A 20,468-nucleotide genomic window follows, 5' to 3' on the forward strand; every position below is an offset into this window, starting at 1 on the left:
CTCAGATCATCCATCTGCCGCCGTCGATCAGCAGCGTCTGGCCGGTGACGTAGCGGCTCGCCGGGCTCGCCAGGAACACGACGACGTTGGCGACGTCCTCCGGCTCCGCCACGTAGCCGAGCGGCACGGTCTTGCGGATCCTATCGATCACCTCGGCCGGCAGCCGGTCGTGGGCGCGCGTGCGGATCGCGCCGGGCGCGACGGCGTTGACGCCGATGCCGGCCGGCGCGAGCTCGCGGGCGAGCGACCGGGTGAAGCCGATCACGCCCATCTTGGCGGCCGCATAGTCGGCGAGGCCGGTGTCGCCGTAGAAGGCGGACTCCGTCGACATGTTGACGATGCGTCCGCGGCCGCGCGCCACCATGCCGGGCGCGATCAGGCGGCTCACCCGCATCGTGGTGAGCAGCGAGACCTCGATGACGAAGCGCCAGGTGTCTTCCTCGGACTCGATGAACGGGCTCGCCCGCTCGCGCGCGCTCTGGCCGACATTGTTGAACAGGACGTCGACCGGGCCGAGGTCGGCCTCCGCGGTCCTCACCGCCTCTTCGACGAGGGCCGCGTCGGTGCAGTCGACGGCGAGGTCGACGGCGCGGCGGCCCATCGCGCGGATCTCCGCTGCGAGGGTCGACAGTGGTGCGCCTTCCAGATCGAGCAGGGCGACGTCGGCGCCGGCGCGGGCGAGGGCGAGGGCGCTGGCGCGGCCGATGCCGTTGGCGGCGCCGGTGACGAGGGCAACTCCGTGGACGTCGAACGCGGTCATCGCGCCGGCCTCAATGGAAGGTGCGGCCGCCGTCGACCGACAGCGCCGTGCCGGTGACGTGGGCGGACTCTGGCGATGACAGGTACAAGGCCGCGTAGGCGATGTCCTCGGGCTTGCCGATCCGCTTGATCAGGTAGCGGTCGAGGATCCCGGCCATTTCGGCGTCGGGATCGTCGACGCCCTCGAGGCTCTGGCGGAACAGCGGCGACTCGATGATGCCGGGGCAGATGGCGTTGACGCGGATCTCGTGGCGGGCGAGGTCGACGGCGAGCGACTTGGCGAACATCACCAGCCCCGCCTTCGAGGCGCAGTAGGCGGTGCGGGCTTCGAGCGGCCGCAGCGCGGCGCCGGAGGCGACGTGGACGATGGTGCCGCCGCCGGCGGCGCGGATATGCGGCACGGCGGCCGAGGTCACCGAGAAGGCGCCGGTCAGGTTGGTGTCGAGGATCGCGCACCAGTCGGCGACGGCCATTTCCTCGAACGGCTTCAGCAGGTCGATGCCGGTGCAGCCGACCAGCCCGTCGAGGCCGCCGAGGGTATCCGCAGCGTCGTCGATCGCAGCGCGGACGCCGTCGTCGTCGGTGACGTCGACGGTCAGGACCGTCACGGGTGGCCTACCATTCGTTTCGATGGCCGCGTGGACGTCGGCGAGCCGGTCGCCGTCGCGGTCGAGGAGGGCGACGGCGGCGCCCTCGCGGTGGAACATCTCAGCCGTCGCGCGGCCGATGCCGGAGGCCGCGCCCGAAACCAAAATCCGGCGTCCCTCGAGCCTCATGACGAAGCGGCCTCCGCGCGCCGCTCCAGCTCGGGCCGGATCGCCTCCGCCACCTCGTCGCAGCGGGCGAACCAGACCTTGTCGTGGGCCAGCATGTGCTCGATCAGGCCTTCGAGCGCGACGAGCCGGGAGCCGCGACCGATGATCTGCGGGTGCATCGCGAGCATGAAGGCGCGGTCCTCGCGGTACAGCGTGTCGAACTCCGCGCACCAGGCCTCTGTCACGGCGGAGGGCGCCTGCATGGTGCGGCCGGGCAGGGTGATCGAGTACTGGAAGAACGGCGCGTCGTCGAGCACCCAGGCGAAGGGGAACTCGACGAGGCCGGTGACCGTGCCGTCGACGCGGTGGAGATAGGGCGTATCGTCGTCGAAATAGTTCGACGAGTAGCGGAAGCCCTTCTCGAGCAGCAACGGCATGGTGATCGGGCTGAACTCGGCGGCAGGCGAGCGCCAGCCGGCGGGCTTCTTTCCCGTCAGCCTCTCGATGATCTCGATGCCCTTCTCCATCTCCTCGCGCTCCTCCTCGGGCGAGAGGTTGACGATCCACTTGTGCGACCAGCTGTGATGGCCGATCTCGTGGCCGCGCTTGAGGATCTCCTCGCACAGCGCCCAGCGCTGCTCGATGACGAGGCCGGGCACGAAGAAGGTCGACCTGATGCCGTAGCGGTCGAGCAGGTCGAGGATCCGCGGGGTGCCGACCTTCCAGCCGTAGGCGCCCTGGGAGAGGACGACCGGCCGTTCGGCGTTCTTCGGATCGCGCGCCGTCCACATCGTCTCGGCGTCGAGATCGAAGGTCAGCATCGCGGGAAAGCCGTTCGGCGCGAGGGGCATGGACAGGGAACTCCGGTATCGTCAGGCGAAGCGGTGGAAGCCGACCCAGCGCTCGGCAAGCACGAGCGACAGGCCGGTGGCGATGATCAGCATCGTCGAGATGGCGGCGATGCCCGGATCGATGCCGTGCTCGACGGCGGTGAAGATCTTTACGGGCAGTGTCGTGCGGCGCACGCTGACCAGGAAGATCGATACCGGTACATTGTCGAAGGACACGATGAAAGAGAAGATCGCGCCGGCGACGAGGCCGGGACGGATCAGCGGCAGCGTCGTCTTGAAGAAGGCGGTCCAGGCATCCGCGCCAAGCGTGCGGGCGGCTTCCTCCAGCGATGGATCCGAGCCTTCTAGGCTGGCGAGGACGCTGCGCATCACGTAGGGCAGGGTGATCAGCACGTGCGCCACCGCGAGCGCCCCGAAGGTGCCGCGCACGCCGACCAGCGTGTAGTACTGCAGCAGCGCCACCGCCACGACGACGGCGGGGAACACGAGCGGCGCCATCAGCGCCGCCGCGATCGCTTCCGACCCAGGCACCTTGCGGCGCACCAGCGCGTAGGCCGCCGCCGTGCCGAGCGCCAGCGACACGACGGTCGCCACACAGGCGAGCATCAGGCTGAACCCGATCGCCTCGATGTAGGAATCGTCGCCCAGCACGTCCCAGTACCAGTCCAGCGTGAAGCCGACCGGGGGAACCGTCAGGTAGGATGTCGTGGTCACCGAGGCCAATACCACGATGATCACCGGGAGCTGCAGGAACAGCAGCGCCAGCGCCGCGTAGAGCGGCAGCGCCGTTCCCGACAGGGCGCGCGAGATGCGATAGCGGAGCGGCGGGCGCATGGTCATCGGCTCGTCGCCAGGTATGCGGTGAGCTTGCCGGAGGCCCAGACGAGCAACAACACGATTGCCGTCAGGATGAACGCCATCGCGGCGCCGCGCGGCCAGTTCAGGATCTTCAGGAACTCGTCGAAGATCAGCGTCGACATGACCTGGTATGTCGGGCCGCCGAGCAGGCGTGGCGTCACCAGCGCGCTGATCGTCAGCACGAAGACCAGGATGCTGCCCGACAGGACGCCGGGCAGGCTGAGCGGCAGCGTCACCTTGGTGAACACCTCGCGCCGCGTCGCGCCGAGCGTCAGGGCGGCGTTCTCGACGTCGCGCGGGATGTTCTGGATGGTGCCGATCAGGACCAGCACCATGAACGGCAGGAAGATGTGGCTGAGCCCGATCAGCAGGCCGGTGAAGTTGAACAGGAGCTTGATCGGCTTGTCGATCATGCCGGCCGAGATCAGCCAGTCGTTGATCAGGCCGCGGTTCGCCAGGAGCACGATCCAGCCGAACGAGCGGACGACGAGATTGAGCAGCAGCGGGAAGACGACGAGGATGATCAGCCAGGGCCGGAGCGGCGAGCGGGTGCGGGCCAGGAAGTAGGCGAGGGGATAGCCGATCACCAGGGTCGCGGCGACGACGATCAGCCCCAGTGCCAGCGTCCGGCCGATGATCTGCAGGTAGAAGGCGTCGCCGAGGATGTCGGTGTAGTTCTTCAGCGTCCATTCGGGGCCGATGCCCTGGCCCGGGACGTAGGGGTGCAGGCTGGTGGGCACCAGGAACAGGAGCGGCGCGACGAAGACGGCCAGCAGCACCAGCAAGGCGGGCGACAGCAGGCCCAGTCCCGACCGGTCGAGCCAGCGTATCGGCCCGCGCATGGCGGCGACGTCGCTCATGTGCGCGCCATCACGATGACGTCGGCGGGCGCGACGTCGACCGATACGGTGCTGCCGGCCTGCGGCAGGTCGCCGCCACGCCCGACGCGCGTTTCCGCGTTCAGCTCGATACCGCCGGCAAGCCGGACCACGAACTGGGCGGTGGAACCCGCAAACGATACGAGCTCCAGCGTTCCGATGATGCCGTCGTCCGTGGCGTTGGCCGCGGCGACGTTCACGCTCTCCTGACGGATCGTGACGTGAACCGGATCGCCGGGCCTGGCGCCGGCGGGAAGATGGGTGGTCCGGAGTGCGACGGACTCAGACAGCGCCACGGTGGCGACGTCGCCGGCGGTGGCGACGGTGCCCTCGAACCCGTTCGACCGGCCGAAGAATTCCGCGACGAAGGGCGTCGCCGGATTGTCGTAGATCTCGCGCGGACTGCCGACCTGATGCAGCGTGCCCTGCGACAGAACGCAGATGCGGTCGGACATCGTCAGCGCCTCTTCCTGGTCATGCGTGACGAAGACGGTGGTGATCGACAGTTCCTGCTGCAATCGGCGAAGCTCGAAGCGCATCACGTCGCGCAGTTTGGCGTCGAGGTTGCTCAGCGGTTCGTCGAGCAGCAGCAGGGCCGGCTGCGGGGCGATGGCGCGGGCGAGCGCCACGCGCTGCTGCTGGCCGCCCGACAGCTCCTTCGGCAGGCGGCGCTCGAGGCCGCCGAGCCGCACCATCTCCAGCGCCTCGCCTACGCGCTTGCCGATCGCACCCTCGTCGACCTTGCGACGCCTGAGGCCGAACGCGACGTTCTCGAAAACGCTCATGTGGGGGAACAGCGCGTAGGACTGGAACACCAGGCCGATGTTGCGCTTGTTGGGCGGCAGCCAGGTGACGTCCTTGCCGGCGACGCGGATGGTGCCCGCGTCCGGCTCGAGAAGGCCCGCGACCATGCGCAGGATCGTGCTCTTGCCGCATCCCGACGGGCCGAGCAACGATACGAAGGCACCGTGCTCCACGTCGAGCGCGAAGGAATCGACGGCTAGGACCGAACCGAAATGCTTGGTCAGGCCGCTGATCTGCAGTGTTGCCATGAGACTGTCCATGAGGGGATGGCGGCGCGTGGCCGCCATCCCGGATGCTGCCGCCTCAGTTGGCGACTTCCTTCTGCCACCGCTCGGTCCAGCCCGGACGCAGTTTTGCGATCTCGTCGGTGTCCGGATACCAGAGATTGTCGTAGCTCTCGCCGAACGGGACGATCGCCTTGACCTTGTCGCTGAGCTCGACCTTGGTGTTCACCGGGCCGGCGTACTTCTTCTCCGCGAAGCACTTCTGGCCTTCCGGCGACAACAGGACGTCGATGAACTTCATCGCCAGGTCCTTGTTCTTCGCACCCTTCGGGACGGCTACCGTCGGCTGGATGCCGACCGCGCCTTCCTTCGGATAGGCGACCGCGACCGGGACGCCCTTGTCGGCGGCCGAGCCGATGCGGTCGGGATACCACGGCGCCATCGCGATCTCGCCGCGCTCGAAGAGCTGCACGAGCTGGTCGGCCTGGGTGTAGAGCATGACGACGTCGGGCATGAGTCCCTCGATCGCCTCGAAGCCTGCATCCTGGGTCTCGAAGTCACCGCCCTTCATCTTGTTGACGGCGATCAGGAAATGCATGCCGGAGGTGCCGGTGATGTCGCCGAGCGCGATCTTGCCGGCATATTTGGGATCGAACAGGTCGTTCCAGGACGTCGGTGGCGTGTCGACCATGTCCGGGTTGTAGCCTATGACCGTCGCCGCGGTCATGAAGTTGACGAACTGGCTGTCGGCGTCGAATGCCTGGCTGGCCACGTCGGGATAGTTGGAGAGGGTGGAAAAATCCACTTCCTCCAGCAGCCCTTCGCCCTTGATCTGCTTGGCGATCGAGATGTCCATGTAGGCGACGTCGATCTCGGGGTCGCCGGCGGTTGCCCGGATCTTCGCCGCGATGTCGACCGAACTCCCGAAGGTCAGGATCGCCTCGGCGCCGGTCGCCTCCTCGAAGGCCTCGACGTGACACGCCTTGGTGTCGTCGCCGAACGACCCGCCGAAGGTGGCGATGACGAGTTCACCTTCCGCCTGGGCGGGTGCGGCAAATCCGGCGATCGCGCAGATGGCCGTGGCAGCGACGGCTGCCTTCAGATGTTGGTGTCGTTTCATTTTGCTCTCCCTCTTTGTTGAGACTTCTGCCCGGCCGCGAGACGTTCAGGCCCCGCGCACGGAAACTTCCTCGATCCGCGGAGCGTCGGCCGCGGCGGGCGGCTGCAGCGCGGCCGTCGGCGCGCCGTTGAGCACCAGCATGCGGCTCAGCATCGCGGCGAGCTGCGTCTGTTCCTCCTCGGTGAACATCGCCACAAGAGCGCGCTCCATGGCGGCATGGTCCCGCATGGCGCGGTCGGCCAGTTCGCGGCCCGAGTCCGTCAGCTCGACAATGACGCCACGGCCGTCGCGCGGATCGGCAAGCCGTCTGATCCAGCCGATCGATTCGAGGCGCGACAGCAGGTTGGAGGTGCCGCCCGACGTCAGCAGCAGCGTCTCCTTCAGCCGCGACGGCGACATCCGGTAGGGCGCGCCGCTGGCGCGAAGCGTGGCGAGCACGGCGTAGGAGGGATAGCGCAGGCCGTGGCGCTCGAGCGCGCTGTTGACCCCGCGAAGGATGACATCCTGCAGGCGGAGGATCCGGCCGACGATGGCCTTGCCGGAGCAGTCGATGTCGGGGCGCTCGTGGCGCCACTGGGCCATGCCCCTGCCGACGATGTCGAAGGACGGATCGAGATCGTTCCGGGCCGGAGTCTCGCCGGTGCTGCCGTCCACGCCTCATGCCTCCGCATAGCTTCGGTTTTCGGTACCTTAGCTTTTGTTTATCTTTTTCGAAAGGTAAAATCGCATGCGGGGGTTTCCGGGCGGGGTGCATCACCGGCAGGCGGCCCTCCGGGGACGGACGCTGGCGACCTGGAGCTCGAGGATCGGGAAAGGGGGAAGACGGCGGCCCGAGGGCTTTGGGGCGGGCCGGTAGTTACTATCCGGTCAGTCGCGCCCCTGCGGTGGTGCCGCCGCAACGGCTGCGGTCCTGATGTCGAGTTTCCGGCGCAAGACCAGCAGGGCGGCGAGCGCGGCGGTGCCCACGCCAAAGGCCAGCTGGGTGCATTCCACGGTCAGATAGCCCGTAAGATTCGACCCCGAAACATGGTCGGCGACCTCCATGACGAAATCGAAGACGTTCAGCCCGATTTCGGTTCCGCCGATGGTGGCCAGCACCAGCCACGTGCCGGCGGCAAGCTGCAGCGGAACCGGCATCCGGAACAGCGCGAGGACGAACAGGACCGGGGTGATCAGGCCGCTGCCGAAGCCCGCTATCGTCCGGGTGGCGATGATGTAGCCGTCCCCGTAGAGCCACGGATAGGCGACGTAGCTGCCGAGCGCCACGATGGTCAGGCCGAAGCCGGCGGCCAGGGCGAGGCCATACAGGCGCCGGTACATCAGCCCCGCCGCCAGGGCGGTGCCGACCACCTGGCCGACATTGCCGATCGCGGTCCGGTTGCCGATCATCTCGGAGGAGACCTTGTCCAGCTCGGTCAGGAGCAGGACCTCGTATTCGGCGGTCGTCGGAATCTGGTAGAGGAACAGCAGGACAGCGGCGGCAGCGAAACCGGTGACGGCGTAGGGCTCCACCGAGATGATCGGCATGTCGGCGCTGCGCAAACGCTTCACGGCGAAAGCGGTCGCGGCGATCGTCGCCACGAAGGCGACCACGACCTCGATATCGAACCAGGAGCGGAGGCTTCCCCAGGCGGTCCAGATCTCGAACACGACCAGGGCCAGCACGACGACCGCGATTTCGCTGAACGGCGGCGCCGGGTCCGGCCTGGACTGCACTTCACACGCGAAGACCCTGCGGTCGAGCAGCGACAGGGCGCACAGGATCGCAAACAGCAGCGGCACCAGAAGCGCCGACCACCAGTCCAGATACTGAAGCAGGATGCCGCCGATCAGCGATGCGACGACGAAACCGACCGGGAGGCCGGCCGACCATGCCGACTGCAGCGACCGCCGGGCGTGGGAGTCGGCCGGGGTCGCGTCGTTCAACAGCGTCTGCGTGATCGGCGAGGGAACGGCGACGAGGAAGCCCAGTACCGCCGCGGACGCATACATGACGACGGTGGTCGGAAGTCCCGGCGGCAGCCAGGAGGCGAAGACCACGCCGGCGGCGAGGTAGGCGAGCGTCAGGAAGATGGTCAGCAGGCTCGACGTCCGTATGCCCCAGCCCGAGATCAGGCTCGGCAGGATGATCACGGCGAGCAGGTTGCCGAAGACGACGCACTCGAACAGGATCGACAGCCCGATCGAGCTCAGGCCGAGTTCCTCGCCGATGGCCGCTTCGGCGACGAGCAGCCCTCCGAGCAGGCTGGAGCGCAGGGCCGGGCCGGCGAAGACCAGCAGCCAAGTGGCCGGCGAAGGCGGGGCGGGCCCGGAAATCGACGCCGACCCCATCGCCGTCACGACGGGAGAGTGGCCGGCACCGGAGCGCCGGCCACGATCCGTTCAATCGGCACGAAAGAGATCAACGATCCGTCTTTCGCTCATTGCGGGGTGAGGACCACCTCGAAGATGATGTTCGACGCGACCGAGTTGCCGAAATTCGGCGCGTCGGCGGCGATCCCGCCGAAGATGCGGCCGACCACGACGGGCTCGTTGCCGTGCATCCGGCGAAGGGCGGCGAGATCGACCATGCCGTTCGACGTGGTCGGCGTGGCCGGATCGATGAACATCTCGGCTTCCGCTCCGAACAGCAGTTCCTTGCCGTCGGTGCTCATGATCGTCGGGAACTCGCCGACCAGCACCTGCTCGTACCTGCCCTTGCGATCGCGGACGACCGAGGTGATGTCGTTGATGAACGGGAAGTTCGTGTCTTCCACGAACTCGCCGGTCTCGCTGTCGTAGTAGACGTAGCTGATACCGCCGAACAGCACCGAGTGGCTGGATTTGGTCCTGCGGTCCCAGATCGCAAGATAGGCGCAGTCGTAGCCGTTCATGGCCTGCTTGAAGGTCCGGCTGGCGTCGGGGTTCGCCATCTGCGGGCTGGCCTCCTCGCCGAACTCGACAGGAACGGTGAAGATGCCGTCGGTCAGCGTGAACACGCCGGCGAGGGCGGCGGCCTTCTCGATCGTCTTGCCGCGCTTCATCTGCAGGAACGGCACGAGCGTGTAGTCGCGGCGGCGGTAGTCGGTCGGGTTGGGCTTCTTTGGATCGCGGCGGACCTTCCGGATCGCCACCTTGCGGCCATTGTCCCTCAGCTTGAAGCTGCGGAGCTGGGTCGTGTAGACCTGATTGGCGTCGGGATCGCCATAGCCGCCGTCGAACAGCTGCCCGAAGGCAAGCACGGTGCGGCTGCCGATCTGGGTGACCTGGCCGCCGGTCACCTTCAACACGCCGCGCGACGTCTGACGGATGATGTCGGCGAGATCCTTTACCTCGATGCCGAAGACGGGCTCGCGGCGCACCCATGCCACGGTCTGCAGCAAATCCAGGGCGGTCAGCGTGTCGAAGGTGACGAAGTTCTCCTGCGTCTGCGAATAGCCGTAGCCGCCGATGACGTAGAGCGTGTCGCCGATCTGCATCTTCTCGGTGGCGGTCGACGACAGGGCGTCGATCTGGTCCTGGGTGAGCGAGGAGTCCGACAGCTTGCGCGACCAGCGCTCCCCGGAGACCGGATCGATGACCCAGATGCGCCGGTTCTGGCGGCGCGGCGGAAAGTTCTTCAGCCCGCTGTTGGAAAAGCCGTGCAGGCCGTTCGTGCGGCCGCCGAGGATGACCCACAGACCGTGGGTCTGGCCGAAGGCGAAGCTCTGCAGTGTGGGCAGTACCTGGGACGAATCGACCGCCCGCAGTTCAATCGAATAGGGCAGGCCGGCCGCGTCGGTCGAGACCTCAGAGACGGTCGGGGTCTGATTGTCGGCGCGGGCCGGCTGAGCGTCGATGCCGGCAAGCGCCAGGGTCGCCAATCCGAAGAAAAGCGCCCTTCCTCCAATACAAGCGAATCGCATGGTTCTCCTCCCATTTGTTCGTCTACCGGTTACGGTATGCCGGATCGCCGCGCAACGCCGTGACCTGCCGCCGATGACCGGCGTGGCGGTACGGGTTGTCGGCGACCGGTGCGGGTGTATGATCGGGGGACGGGCCATCGGCCCGCTTCGGTTCACGCAGCCGGTGAATGAGGATACGCCTTGTCTGACAAGGGCGAAAGACAGTCGGGCCACCCCGACCGCCGAACTGTCGTCGCCGGACTGGCCGCGTTGCTGGCTGTTCCCGGATCGGCGATTTCGCTGTCGGAAGCCGCCGCTGCGGGAGGCAACTGGACACTGGCCACGCAGATCATCACCGGCACGCAACTGCCCGATCCCACCGTCCTGTCGCTCGCCGTCGAAGCACTCGAGCACGAAGTCGGCCTGGACGTGGTCAATCGGCTTCATGCCGCGATCCTGAAACGCGACGCGGCCGACATCGTCGAGCCGTTCGAGGACAGCGAGGTCGAGGCGGCCGCCCGCCGGTTCGTCGAGATCGTCTTTACCGGCGAAATGACCCCGGGCAATACGGCCGGATATCACACGGCGCTCGCATGGCGCGTCCTGCGCTTCACGAAGCCGCCGAGCGTGTGCGGGCCGGACATGGGGTGGTGGAACAAACCGCCGGCAATCGGCTGACGGCCGCACTGGGAGGAGGAAACGGTGACGGGAGAGGCAGACCTCGCCGCCGACGTGGTGATCGTCGGCTCGGGCATCGCCGGCGGCCATGCCGCGTTCAAGCTGGCGGGCGCCGGGGTCAAGACGCTCGTGCTCGAGGCCGGTCCGCATCTGAGCCGCAACGAGGCGGTGTCGAACTTCGTGAAGAATCCGGAGAAGGGGCCCAACGCTCCCTATCCCTCGGTTCCCTATGCGCCGCATCCGGTCGACGGCAAGGAAGACGACTTCTACGTCCAGGGCGGACCCGATCAGTTCGTTGGCTCATACACGCGCATCCTCGGCGGGACGACCTGGCACTGGACCGGCTTCGCCGACCGCCTCCGCCCGGCCGACTTCGAGATGCGCACGCGCTACGGCGTGACCGAGGACTGGCCGATCACCTATGACGACCTCGTCTCCCATTACCAGGAAGCCGAGAACATGTGGGGCGTGGCCGGCGACCCGGACTACGACTGGGGGTCGCCGCGGCTGGAGCCCTATCCGCAGCCGCCGATCCCGTCGAGCTACATGGACCAGCAGGTCGAGGCGGGGCTGCGCAAGGTCGGCCTGCACATGGCGCAGTTCTCGCACGCCCGCAACTCGGTGCCGTTCGACGGCCGGCCGCCGTGCTGCGGCAACAACACCTGCGTGCCGATCTGTCCGATCCAGGCCAAGTACGACGGGTCGGTCCACACGCTGAAGGCCGAGGCGCTCGGGGCGCGGATCGTCACCAAGGCGCTTGCCACCAAGATCCTCGTCGACCCGGACAGAAAGGTCACGGGAATCCGCGTCCGCCATCCCGATGGAAGCGAGTCCGTGGCCACCGGCAGGATCTATGTCATCGCCTGCCATGCGATCGAGAACCCGAGGCTGCTGCTCAATTCCCGCAGCGAGACGATGCCGAACGGCGTCGCCAATTCGAGCGGCATCGTCGGACGGTACCTGCTGAGCCAATGGAACCAGGACGTCTACGGGCTGACCGAGAACCCGGTCTATCCCTATCGCGGTCCGCAGCAGACCTCCGGCATCATCGAGTTCCGCGACGGCGAATTCCGGCGCGAGCGCGCCGCCGTCGGCACCTCCTTCATGAACGACGGCTGGTCCGGCAACCAGGACGCGGTGAAACTGGCCGGCGAACTGGCCAGGCAGGGCTATCGGGGCCACAAGATGATCTCGGCGCTGCGCGAGCAGATTTCGCGCCATCTGCGCCTGAACTCGTCGGCGGAGACGCTCGGCGATCGCGACAACCGCATCGAACTCGACGACAGCCTGCTCGACAGCGCCGGCATCCCCCGGCCGAAGGTGTACTTCAAGGTCGACGACTACACCAAGAAGGGCCTCGCCTATGCCGCCGACGCATCCAAGAAGGTGCTGAGGGAACTGGGTGTGAAGGACATCAAGACGGACCAGCCGTACCTGTCGAGCGCGATCATCGGCGGAACGACGCGGATGGGCAAGGACCCGAAGACGTCGGTCGTCGACACCGACCTGCGGTCGCACGACCACTCGAACCTGTTCATCCTGGGAACCAGCACGCATATCACCTGTCCGGTCAACGCGCCGACCCTGACGGTTGCCGCGAACGCGCTTCGGGCTTCCGAGAAGATCATGCAGGACCTCGGCACGCCATGACCGCCGCCAGGCATAACCCAAGGCGGCCGGCGCTGCGTCTCGCTGCGGGCATCGCGGCCGTCGCCGCTCTGACCGCCGCGGCGGCCGGGCCTTCGCCGGCCGCCGACATCCGGTTCGACCCGAACGCGCCGGTGAAGATGTCGCCGGAGGTACCGGCCGACGTCGATCCGTCGATCCGCGACGGGTTGCTGGAGGACGGCAAGCTGCTGATGGCGCACCGGCTGTTCGAGCAGCAGCAGTGGGCGGCCTTCATCGCACTGAACTGGCCGGTGGACGAGAACGGTTCGCCGCGCCAGGCGGTCGGCGACGAGGGCGATCCGGCCTGGTCGGAATGGACGGAGACCTACCAGATCTTCAAGCCCGGCGGCGCCGAGCCCGACCCCTGGGGCGCCGACAAGCGCCACGTGCCGATGGTCGACAAAGTGCAGGATCCGCTGCCGGGCGACTCCGGCCCCGTCGGCTATCCCGATCTCGGCGACTCCGACGCGCGCGTGCTGCACAATCTCAGCGCGATCCAGAAGCTGAACGTCGTCACGGAGAGCGACCAGGCGTTCTCGTTTTCCGTGTTCGACCAGTACGGCAAGCCGGCCTACTACGAGAGCCTCGTCAACAAGGTCGAGTACGACTTCATCGTCGACAACAAGCTCTACGAGGCGGGAGGGCTCGCCAACTACATCGCCGCGAACGGCAAGCTCAGCTTCCCGGCCGGCAGCTTCCAGGGCAACCGGTACGGCGCCATCGAACTGAAGGTGGCGTGGCGGGTGCTCGATCCCTCGAAGGACGATTTCTCCCGATACCTGACGCAGCCCGGCTATGTCGTCAGCGGCGGCGATACGCCCAAATGGGTGGCGGTGACGCTGGGTCTGGTCGGTTTCCACATCGCCCAGAAGACGGAGACCTCGCCGCAATGGATCTGGTCGACCTTCGAGCACATCGACAATGTCGAGGCCGACTGGTTCCACGAGATCACCACCGCTGACGGGACGAAGCGGATGCTGCACCCCAGCTTCAACGACCCGATGTGCGAATGGTGCCCGGTCAACGTTCCCGTCGCGCCAGACGAGAACGGCCTACGCCGCACCCAGGTGACGCGCCTGGTGCCGATCCCGAAGGCGCTCGCGGAGATGAACGCGCGGGTGCGCAAGGCGCTCGCCGACGCAGGCTCGCCGCTGCAGTACTACGAGATGATCGGCGTCCAGTGGCCGACCAAGCCGGAGGTTCCGGCCCAGAGCGGCTCGGAGTTCCCGGCGTCGGTGGTCGACGTGTCCGGCGGCGTGCCGCTGATGAACTACCTGGCGAACTCGGTGATGGAGACCTTCTCGCAGGTCGGCAACCTGCCTGCCGACCAGCAGCCGCGGTCGGTATCCACCAGTGACCGCATGGTGTTCGGGACCGGAAGCTGCATCGGCTGCCATTCCAGTTCGCCGTACGACTTCTCGTGGATCATGACGAAGGCGCAGCCGAAACAGCTCGAACTGGAATGAGCGGGAAGGCGGGGAAGCTGCCCGGTCGTCAGCGCGTCGCCGGCAATCCCGCGTAGTAGACGGCGAGATCGGCGATGTCGTTGTCGCTCAGCGCCTGCGTGACGGTGTACATCATCCCGGCCTGGTCGCCGCCCCGCTCGCCGGACCGGTAGCGGCGCAGCGCATATTCGATATAGAGCGGATTCTGTCCGGCGATGTTCGGGTAGGTCGGTACCGGCGAAATGCCGAAGGGACCGTGGCAGGACGCGCAGATCGCCGCCTTTTCGAAGCCCGCCGCAGCGCCGGCCGTCTGTCCCGCGTCGTCAGCCGTGGCAACGGACGGAATCGCCAGAGCGATCGCTGCAATCGAGAGGGAAAATCGGATCTTCGAAGCGTAGTGCCGGCCCATATCCGCTCACGTTGTGCAAAAAAAAAACGGCCGCGCCACTTTGGCGAAGCAATGCGAATGAACTCTAATGGGGCTAAGGTCGCCCGGCAACCGTAGCGGGCCGATGCGTCGGGCAACATGGACGGAGGAGGAAGATGATGCGGACAACCAACACACTGATCGCCATATCGGCATTGCTGGCCGTCGGCTTTGGCGGTCCGGTGTTCGCCGACGAGGCCACCAAGCCAGAGGCTCCCGTTTATTTCCTCACGCCGGAGAGCGACAGCTGGCTCGAAACGGCCGAGAAGCAGGACTTCCTGCCGCTGATGTCGCACTTCGTCTCGGAGTATCAGGCAACGTTCTGCGGCATCGCCTCTTCGGTGATGGCGCTGAACACTCTCGGCATCGAGCGGCCGCTGGCGCCGAAATGGTATCCCTACAACTACTGGGACCAGGAGAACGTCTTCACGCAGGAGGTGCTGGAGAAGGTCAAGCCGGTCTCCGGGGTGGATGCCGGCGGCATCACGCTGGAACAGCTCGAGACGCTCCTGAACCTGAGCGGCGCCAAGGCGGAGAAGACGTTCGCCTCCGACGTCGACGTCGACGCCTTCCGCAAGGCCGCGCGCGAGACGATCGCCGATCCGGACGCGGTCCTGATCGTCAATTTCGCCCGCGCGGTTTTCGGCCAGGCCGGCCTCGACGGCGGCGGCCATATATCTCCCGTCGCGGCCTATAACGAGGAGGCGGACCGCTTCCTGGTCCTCGACGTCGCGCGCTACAAGTATCTGCCGAGCTGGGCGACCGCCACGCAGCTGCATGCGGCGATGAACACCCCGGATTCCTCTTCGGGCAAGTCGCGCGGCTTCGTCATCGTCCGCAAATGACGCAGCGGATCGTCGCCGCCCTGCTGGTTCTCGTGGTCGGCGCAGGCGCGATCTACCTGTTCATGCCGGACCGGAAGGGGGCGGGGATCGTCATCGACCCGACCGACCGGGCAATGGTCGCGCTCGGGGGCGAGATCTACGCCAGCCAGTGTGCGGCCTGCCACGGGGCGGGCGGCGAGGGGCAGCCGGGCTGGCAGACGCAAAACACCGAACAGAATCCCCTTGCGCCGCCCCACGACGGTACGGGGCACACCTGGCAGCATCCCGACGACGCGCTGTTCGAACTGACCAAGTCGGGCCTGTCGACGATCGCCTGCCGCACCCTCGACAGCGACGCGATGCCCAAGTTCGGGGAGATCCTGAGCGACGACCAGATCTATGCGGTGCTGTCCTACATCAAGTCGAAATGGCCGCCGGACATCCTGCGCCAGAACGTCGAGATCAACGAGATCTACGGCTTCCAGCACGAATAGGCCCCCGGCAGGCCCCCGGCAGGCCTTCGGTCGCCGGACCGCGGCCGTCAGCCTGCCACCGGCGTCGACAGGAGCCACAGGCCGAACAGGGTGTAGGCCACCATGACGAGCGCCAGCGGCGCCTGGCTGACGACGGCGGCGCGGTAGTCGCCGATCAGTCGGCAGGCGATCTCGTGTGCCAGAAGGATGCCGAGGATGTGACCGACGACGATACCGGCGGTTTGCGCGTTCCAGATCGCCTTCGTTCCCTCGTGGGTGTTGAGGAAGGACGTGGTGACGCGGAAGTCCTGCAGGCCGAGCAGGTTGGCGCCCGTACCCAGCGGATCGGATGCGGCGGCGTAGGCGTATTGCAGATCGACCAGGACGACGGTCAGGTAGTGCGAGAAGTGGAACGCCAGCGCAATCGGCATGATCGAGAAGACGAGGGAACCGAGCAGCGCCGCCAGCGATCCAGGCCGCCCGGCGATCAGCCAGCCAAGGCCGACCGTGGCGACATACGCGGCCGTCAGAACGGCCCAGGACGCCAGCAGGCCGACGGTGTTGATCCACACCACGGCGGAGCGGCCCGGAAATTCGAGCGGGTTGATGTCGTTGACGCCCATCCACCAGAACGTGTCGGAGAGCCCGTCGAAGGTTTCCAGCGTCAGCGTCAGCAGCACGAACACGGTGCCCGACAGCGGCAGCGGCGGGCGGTCGAGCAGGGCAGCGCCCGGCATCGCCAGCGACAGGCGCCGTCTGCCGGTCTGCCCGGCATCCGGTTCCCAGACCAGCGGCGACAGACGGGAGACGAACCGGAAGAAGATGCCGAACGGCTCGCCGTACCGGAACCAGGCTTTTTCTCCAAACAACAGCACGGCACCGAAGTTCACGAGCCAGTACGCGGCGACCGCAATCGCCAGCCGTTCGGGATCCGCCGGGGCGATGTCGACCTGCTCGAACAGAGCGAAGGCGAGGAACAGCAGGATCGCCGGGGCGAAGCCGAGCCGCTTGGGATAGGTCAGGGGCGGGGCGGCGGAAGACCTACCCAGGGCGGCAAGCAAGAGCCGGGCGGGTCCGCTCCAGGGATTGAGATAGACCCACAGATTGCCGAAGACCGCGGTCAGGATGGTGAAGACGATCCACCAGAGCGTCCAGATCGTCAGTGGCAGGGGGTTCTCGAGGGGATCCCGGTTGCCCCAGATGCCGACGGCAACGAGGAACGCCAGGAACAGGAAGGCGAGCAGGCTGGTGGGTACAGGCGTCGGCGGCGCGACCGAGAACAGCCGGAGGCGGGCCTTGGCAATCCTGTCCGAGATGCCCTTGGGCATGAAGGCGAGCAGCAGGAAGGTCGCGCCGACCGCCAGCGCGCCGGCCGTCATGTAGTAGCCGGTGGGGAGCAGCAGGACGAAGGCGCGCTGGCTGGTGTGCGCCAGGGCGGGCCCGTCAGGACACAGCATCAAGGCAACCACGACAGCGCCGGCTGCCGCGGCGCCGAGCCCCCGAAAACTCATCAGATGCAGCCGCCCAACTCCGCCGTGCCCCCGCCGCTGGAAGTACCGGGCGAAGCTATCATCCGGGAACGAACGGCTGCAACGCGTCCGGCGCGGACGCACGCATTGATCTGACCGGGCGACCTGCCTATCGTTTCCGCGTCCGTATCCCATGGAGCAGTTCGATGGCCTCGATCGACGACAACACCGCCCTCATCGTGATCGACGTGCAGAACGACTTCTGCCCCGGCGGCGCACTGGCGGTGGGGGACGGGCACGAGGTCGTCCCGTTGATAAACGAGCTCATCACGCAGTTCGAGCACGTGATCCTGACCCAGGACTGGCATCCCGAGGGTCACTCGAGTTTCGCCTCCCGCCACGAGGACAGGGAGCCGTTCGGATCGGTGCAGATGCACTATGGCGAGCAGACCTTGTGGCCGGATCATTGCATCCAGGGCACGAGCGGCGCCGATTTCCACCCGGATCTCGCCTGGGACAAGGCGCAGCTCATCATCCGCAAGGGCTTCCGGCCGGGCATCGACAGCTATTCGGCCTTCTTCGAGAACGACCGCACGACGCCGACGGGCCTTGCCGGCTACCTGCGCGAACGCGGCCTGAGCAAGCTGGTGCTGACCGGCCTCGCCACGGATTTCTGCGTCGCCTATTCCGCGCTCGACGCGGCCCGGCTCGGCTTCGAGGTCTCGGTGGTCGTCGATGCCAGCCGCGCGATCGACCTCAACGGATCGCTTGCGGCGGCCGAACAGCAGATGCGCGAGGCGGGGGTCGTTCTCACCAGGTCCGGGGCGATCGCGGCCTGACGAGGATCTCCTGCCGCAGCCCGTACAGAGCGCAGCGCAATGGTTGCAGGCGGTCCCGGATTGCGCTTCGCTTCATCCAGGCTACGGGCTTTCCAGCCCGGTGCATTCAATGCCCGACGCCGACGTATTTGTGGACCAGCGAGAGGTCGCCGCGCAGGGTCTCCACGTCGACTGTATCGCGCACCCGGCCGTTCTCGACGAACGCGACCCGGTCCGCCACCGGGAGGACGGCATCGACGCGCTGCTCGACCAGGATGACGGCGACACCCTGATCGCGCAACTGCGAGACGGAGTCCCGGATCGTCGCGATCATCGAGGGCATCAGACCCTCGGTCGGCTCGTCGAGCAGCAGCACCTTCGGTTCCAGGCAGAGCGCCCGGGCCATCGCCAGCATCTGCTGCTCGCCGCCGCTCAGCGTGCCGGAACGCTGCTTCATCCGCTCCTTCAGGACCGGGAACAGCGCGAGGGTGCGGTCGAGCGTGTCGCGGTCCTTGTGCCGCGCCATCAGGCCGATCTCGAGGTTCTCGGCGACGGTGAGTTCGGCGAACAGCCGTCGGCCCTGCGGCACGTAGGCGACGCCGTGGCGCGGGACCTCGTGGGCCGGCAGCCGCGACAGGTCGGTGCCGTCCAGCACGACGGCGCCGGAGCGGGGCCTGACGAGGCCCATGATCGCCTTCAGCGTGGTGGTCTTGCCGGCGCCGTTGCGCCCGAGCATGCACAGGACCTCGCCGGCGTTCACCGACAGCGACAGGTCGCGGAGGACCTGAACCTCGCCGTAGAAGGCATCGATGCCTCTGACCTCCAGCATCCTCAGGTCCCCAGGTAGGCGTGCTGGACGGCTTCGTCGTCGCGGATCTCGGCCGGCGTGCCCTCCGACAGGATGGTGCCGTTGTTCATCACCGTGATCCGCCCGGCAACCTCCATGACGACGTCCATGTTGTGCTCGATGAGGAGGACGGTGGCGTCCTCGGCGATGCTGCGCACGAGCTTGCAGAAGCCTGCGATCTCGGCGTCGGACAGCCCCTGCGTCGGCTCGTCGAGGATCAGCAGCTTCGGCGACAGGGCAAGCCCCATCGCGACTTCCAGGAGGCGCTGGTGACCGTATGAGAGGGCCGAGGCCTTGACGTCGTGGCGGTCGTCGAGACCGACATGGTCGAGCGCCTCGAAGATGCGCCGCCGCATCTGCGCTTCGTCGAGCCAGAAGAAGGAGCCGCCTGCCCGGTGCATGCTGTTCTGGACGGCGAGTGCGACGTTGTCGAAGACGCTGAGGTTGCCGAAGATCGAGGTGATCTGGAACGTGTAGGCGATGCCCAGCTCGACCCTCCTGTGGGCGGGCAGGGCGGAGATGTTTCGACCCTCGAAGGTGATGCTGCCGGACGACGGCAGGATGCGGCCGCAGATCAGGCTGACGAAGGTGGTCTTGCCGGCGCCGTTCGGCCCGATGATCGCGCGGACCTCGCCCCGGTTCAGCGAAAAGTCGACGCCGTCGACGGCGCGCAGGCCGCCGAAATGGCGGCACAGCCCGTCGGTGGACAGAAGCGTCACGGCAGCCATGGCAGGACCTTTTCGCGCAAGGTGCCGAGCAGGCCCTTCGGGAACCAGATGACCAGCGCCACCAGGGCGACGCCGACGACCAGCATGTAGGCCGACGTGTAGCCGCTGGTGAAGTCGACCAGGTAGAACATCAGGAGCGTGCCGACGATCGGGCCGAGCACGGTGCCGACGCCGCCGAGCAGCACCCACAGCAGCGGCAGGATCGAGTACTGGATCGAGGCGAAGGTGGCGCCGACATAGGCGAACAGCAGGCCGTAGGCCGCACCCGCCGCCGCGGAGATGGTCCCGGAAATCACCAGGGCCAGCAGCTTGTTGCGGAATGTGTCGTAGCCGAGCATCCGGGCGCGTTCCTCGTTCTCGCGGATCGCCACCAGGATGCGGCCGATCGGCGAGCGGACGAGGGCAAGACACAGGAGGACGCAGACCGCGAGCAGCACCAGCGCGACGTTGTAGCGGACCGTAGCGCTGGTCAGGTCGAGGGCGAACCCGAACAGGTGGGCGGTGCGGATGTCGCCGGTGAGCACGATGCCCTCGTCGCCGCGGGTGAACTCGCCGAAATACAGGATGATCAGGTAGCCGGCCTGGGCGAACATCATGGTGACGATCATGAAGGAGACGCCGCTCGTCCTCAGGATGATCAGCCCCATGACAGCCGACAGCACGAGGCCCGCGACGATGCCCGCAAGGAATGCCTCCGGTGCGCCAAAGGCCAGCAGGGACGCCGTCAGGCCGGCACCGTAGAGGCCGGCAGAGAAGAACATCGCATGGCCGAGGCTGAGCAGCCCGGTGTAGCCGAACAGGATGTTGTAGCCGACGGCGTAGGTGGCCAGCACCATGATCCGGGCGACGCTCAGGTGCTGGTAGTCGCCGATGACGAACTGGGCGGCGAACAGCGCCGCCAGCACGGCGAGGTGGAGAAGCACGACCCGGTCGAGGATGCCGCGCCGCGCCGGCATCGCCGCGGCGGTTTCGCCAAGGC

General features: G+C 67.1%; 21 protein-coding genes. 6 read left to right on the forward strand and 15 right to left on the reverse strand.

Going from position 1 to position 20,468, the window contains the following annotated elements; all coding sequences use genetic code 11:
* Position 1: 1 nt before the first annotated feature.
* The 10 genes from V3328_RS19100 to V3328_RS19145 all read right to left on the reverse strand — a co-directional run bounded on the left by V3328_RS19100 (position 2) and on the right by V3328_RS19145 (position 10,133).
* On the reverse strand, positions 2 to 760 hold the full coding sequence (locus V3328_RS19100) for an SDR family NAD(P)-dependent oxidoreductase (protein ID WP_340331311.1): 759 nt from the start codon (positions 758 to 760) through the stop codon (positions 2 to 4).
* A gap of 10 nt (positions 761 to 770) precedes the next feature.
* On the reverse strand, positions 771 to 1,535 hold the full coding sequence (locus V3328_RS19105) for an SDR family NAD(P)-dependent oxidoreductase (RefSeq protein ID WP_340331312.1): 765 nt from the start codon (positions 1,533 to 1,535) through the stop codon (positions 771 to 773).
* Positions 1,532 to 2,365 carry a polysaccharide deacetylase family protein gene (locus V3328_RS19110; RefSeq protein ID WP_340331313.1) on the reverse strand — a complete coding sequence of 278 codons (834 nt, stop codon included), beginning with the start codon at positions 2,363 to 2,365 and terminating at the stop codon, positions 1,532 to 1,534. Before V3328_RS19110 ends, V3328_RS19105 begins: the two co-directional genes overlap by 4 nt.
* A gap of 21 nt (positions 2,366 to 2,386) precedes the next feature.
* Positions 2,387 to 3,205 carry an ABC transporter permease gene (locus V3328_RS19115; RefSeq protein ID WP_340331314.1) on the reverse strand — a complete coding sequence of 273 codons (819 nt, stop codon included), beginning with the start codon at positions 3,203 to 3,205 and terminating at the stop codon, positions 2,387 to 2,389.
* The gene (locus V3328_RS19120) at positions 3,202 to 4,083 is read right to left on the reverse strand and encodes an ABC transporter permease (protein WP_340331315.1); all 882 of its coding nucleotides are present in this window, start codon (positions 4,081 to 4,083) and stop codon (positions 3,202 to 3,204) included. Before V3328_RS19120 ends, V3328_RS19115 begins: the two co-directional genes overlap by 4 nt.
* Positions 4,080 to 5,153: an ABC transporter ATP-binding protein gene (locus tag V3328_RS19125; protein WP_340331316.1), complete on the reverse strand. Its 1,074-nt coding sequence runs from the start codon at positions 5,151 to 5,153 to the stop codon at positions 4,080 to 4,082. Before V3328_RS19125 ends, V3328_RS19120 begins: the two co-directional genes overlap by 4 nt.
* Positions 5,154 to 5,208: 55 nt before the next feature.
* Positions 5,209 to 6,249 (reverse strand): ABC transporter substrate-binding protein, encoded by a 1,041-nt coding sequence (locus tag V3328_RS19130; RefSeq protein ID WP_340331317.1) that lies wholly within the window; start codon positions 6,247 to 6,249, stop codon positions 5,209 to 5,211.
* Between the two features lie 45 nt (positions 6,250 to 6,294).
* Entirely contained in the window at positions 6,295 to 6,903 is a 609-nt protein-coding gene (locus tag V3328_RS19135) for a MarR family winged helix-turn-helix transcriptional regulator (protein ID WP_340331318.1), read from the reverse strand.
* 213 nt (positions 6,904 to 7,116) lie between these two features.
* Positions 7,117 to 8,580, reverse strand: a complete 1,464-nt coding sequence (locus V3328_RS19140) for an MFS transporter (protein ID WP_340331319.1) — start codon at positions 8,578 to 8,580, stop codon at positions 7,117 to 7,119.
* Between the two features lie 89 nt (positions 8,581 to 8,669).
* Positions 8,670 to 10,133 (reverse strand): hypothetical protein, encoded by a 1,464-nt coding sequence (locus V3328_RS19145; protein WP_340331320.1) that lies wholly within the window; start codon positions 10,131 to 10,133, stop codon positions 8,670 to 8,672.
* 180 nt (positions 10,134 to 10,313) lie between these two features.
* On the opposite strand from V3328_RS19145, the gene V3328_RS19150 reads away from it, so the two are divergent.
* From V3328_RS19150 to V3328_RS19160, 3 genes are read left to right on the forward strand one after another with little or no spacing between them, the layout of a single operon-like run.
* Entirely contained in the window at positions 10,314 to 10,790 is a 477-nt protein-coding gene (locus V3328_RS19150) for a hypothetical protein (RefSeq protein ID WP_340331321.1), read from the forward strand.
* Positions 10,791 to 10,814: 24 nt separating this feature from the next.
* Positions 10,815 to 12,440 (forward strand): GMC family oxidoreductase, encoded by a 1,626-nt coding sequence (locus tag V3328_RS19155; RefSeq protein WP_340331322.1) that lies wholly within the window; start codon positions 10,815 to 10,817, stop codon positions 12,438 to 12,440.
* Entirely contained in the window at positions 12,437 to 13,924 is a 1,488-nt protein-coding gene (locus V3328_RS19160; RefSeq protein ID WP_340331323.1) for a hypothetical protein, read from the forward strand. Before V3328_RS19155 ends, V3328_RS19160 begins: the two co-directional genes overlap by 4 nt.
* Positions 13,925 to 13,952: 28 nt before the next feature.
* Here the strand turns inward: V3328_RS19160 and V3328_RS19165 are convergent, their stop codons facing one another.
* Complete coding sequence (locus tag V3328_RS19165) at positions 13,953 to 14,312, reverse strand: c-type cytochrome (RefSeq protein ID WP_340331324.1); 360 nt, start codon at positions 14,310 to 14,312, stop codon at positions 13,953 to 13,955.
* Positions 14,313 to 14,446: 134 nt separating this feature from the next.
* Between V3328_RS19165 and V3328_RS19170 the strand changes: the two genes are divergently transcribed.
* The gene (locus tag V3328_RS19170) at positions 14,447 to 15,175 is read left to right on the forward strand and encodes a phytochelatin synthase family protein (RefSeq protein WP_340331325.1); all 729 of its coding nucleotides are present in this window, start codon (positions 14,447 to 14,449) and stop codon (positions 15,173 to 15,175) included.
* Positions 15,172 to 15,648 carry a c-type cytochrome gene (locus V3328_RS19175; RefSeq protein ID WP_340331326.1) on the forward strand — a complete coding sequence of 159 codons (477 nt, stop codon included), beginning with the start codon at positions 15,172 to 15,174 and terminating at the stop codon, positions 15,646 to 15,648. The genes V3328_RS19170 and V3328_RS19175 overlap by 4 nt, the downstream gene beginning before the upstream one ends.
* Positions 15,649 to 15,695: 47 nt before the next feature.
* Here V3328_RS19175 and V3328_RS19180 read toward each other — a convergent pair whose 3' ends face one another.
* Positions 15,696 to 17,138 (reverse strand): hypothetical protein, encoded by a 1,443-nt coding sequence (locus V3328_RS19180; protein WP_340331327.1) that lies wholly within the window; start codon positions 17,136 to 17,138, stop codon positions 15,696 to 15,698.
* Positions 17,139 to 17,302: 164 nt separating this feature from the next.
* Between V3328_RS19180 and pncA the strand changes: the two genes are divergently transcribed.
* Entirely contained in the window at positions 17,303 to 17,935 is a 633-nt protein-coding gene (gene pncA, locus V3328_RS19185; protein WP_340331328.1) for a bifunctional nicotinamidase/pyrazinamidase, read from the forward strand.
* Positions 17,936 to 18,041: 106 nt separating this feature from the next.
* On the opposite strand, the gene V3328_RS19190 is transcribed toward pncA, so the two are convergent.
* Genes V3328_RS19190 through V3328_RS19200 form a run of 3 tightly spaced genes read right to left on the reverse strand, consistent with a single transcriptional unit; the run spans position 18,042 to position 20,445 of the window.
* Entirely contained in the window at positions 18,042 to 18,743 is a 702-nt protein-coding gene (locus V3328_RS19190; protein ID WP_340331329.1) for an ABC transporter ATP-binding protein, read from the reverse strand.
* 2 nt (positions 18,744 to 18,745) lie between these two features.
* Entirely contained in the window at positions 18,746 to 19,489 is a 744-nt protein-coding gene (locus V3328_RS19195; RefSeq protein ID WP_340331330.1) for an ABC transporter ATP-binding protein, read from the reverse strand.
* Complete coding sequence (locus V3328_RS19200; RefSeq protein WP_340331493.1) at positions 19,477 to 20,445, reverse strand: branched-chain amino acid ABC transporter permease; 969 nt, start codon at positions 20,443 to 20,445, stop codon at positions 19,477 to 19,479. The genes V3328_RS19195 and V3328_RS19200 overlap by 13 nt, the downstream gene beginning before the upstream one ends.
* Positions 20,446 to 20,468: the final 23 nt, after the last annotated feature.

Source organism: Microbaculum marinum, assembly GCF_037855135.1.
Lineage (GTDB): Bacteria > Pseudomonadota > Alphaproteobacteria > Rhizobiales > Tepidamorphaceae > Microbaculum > Microbaculum marinum.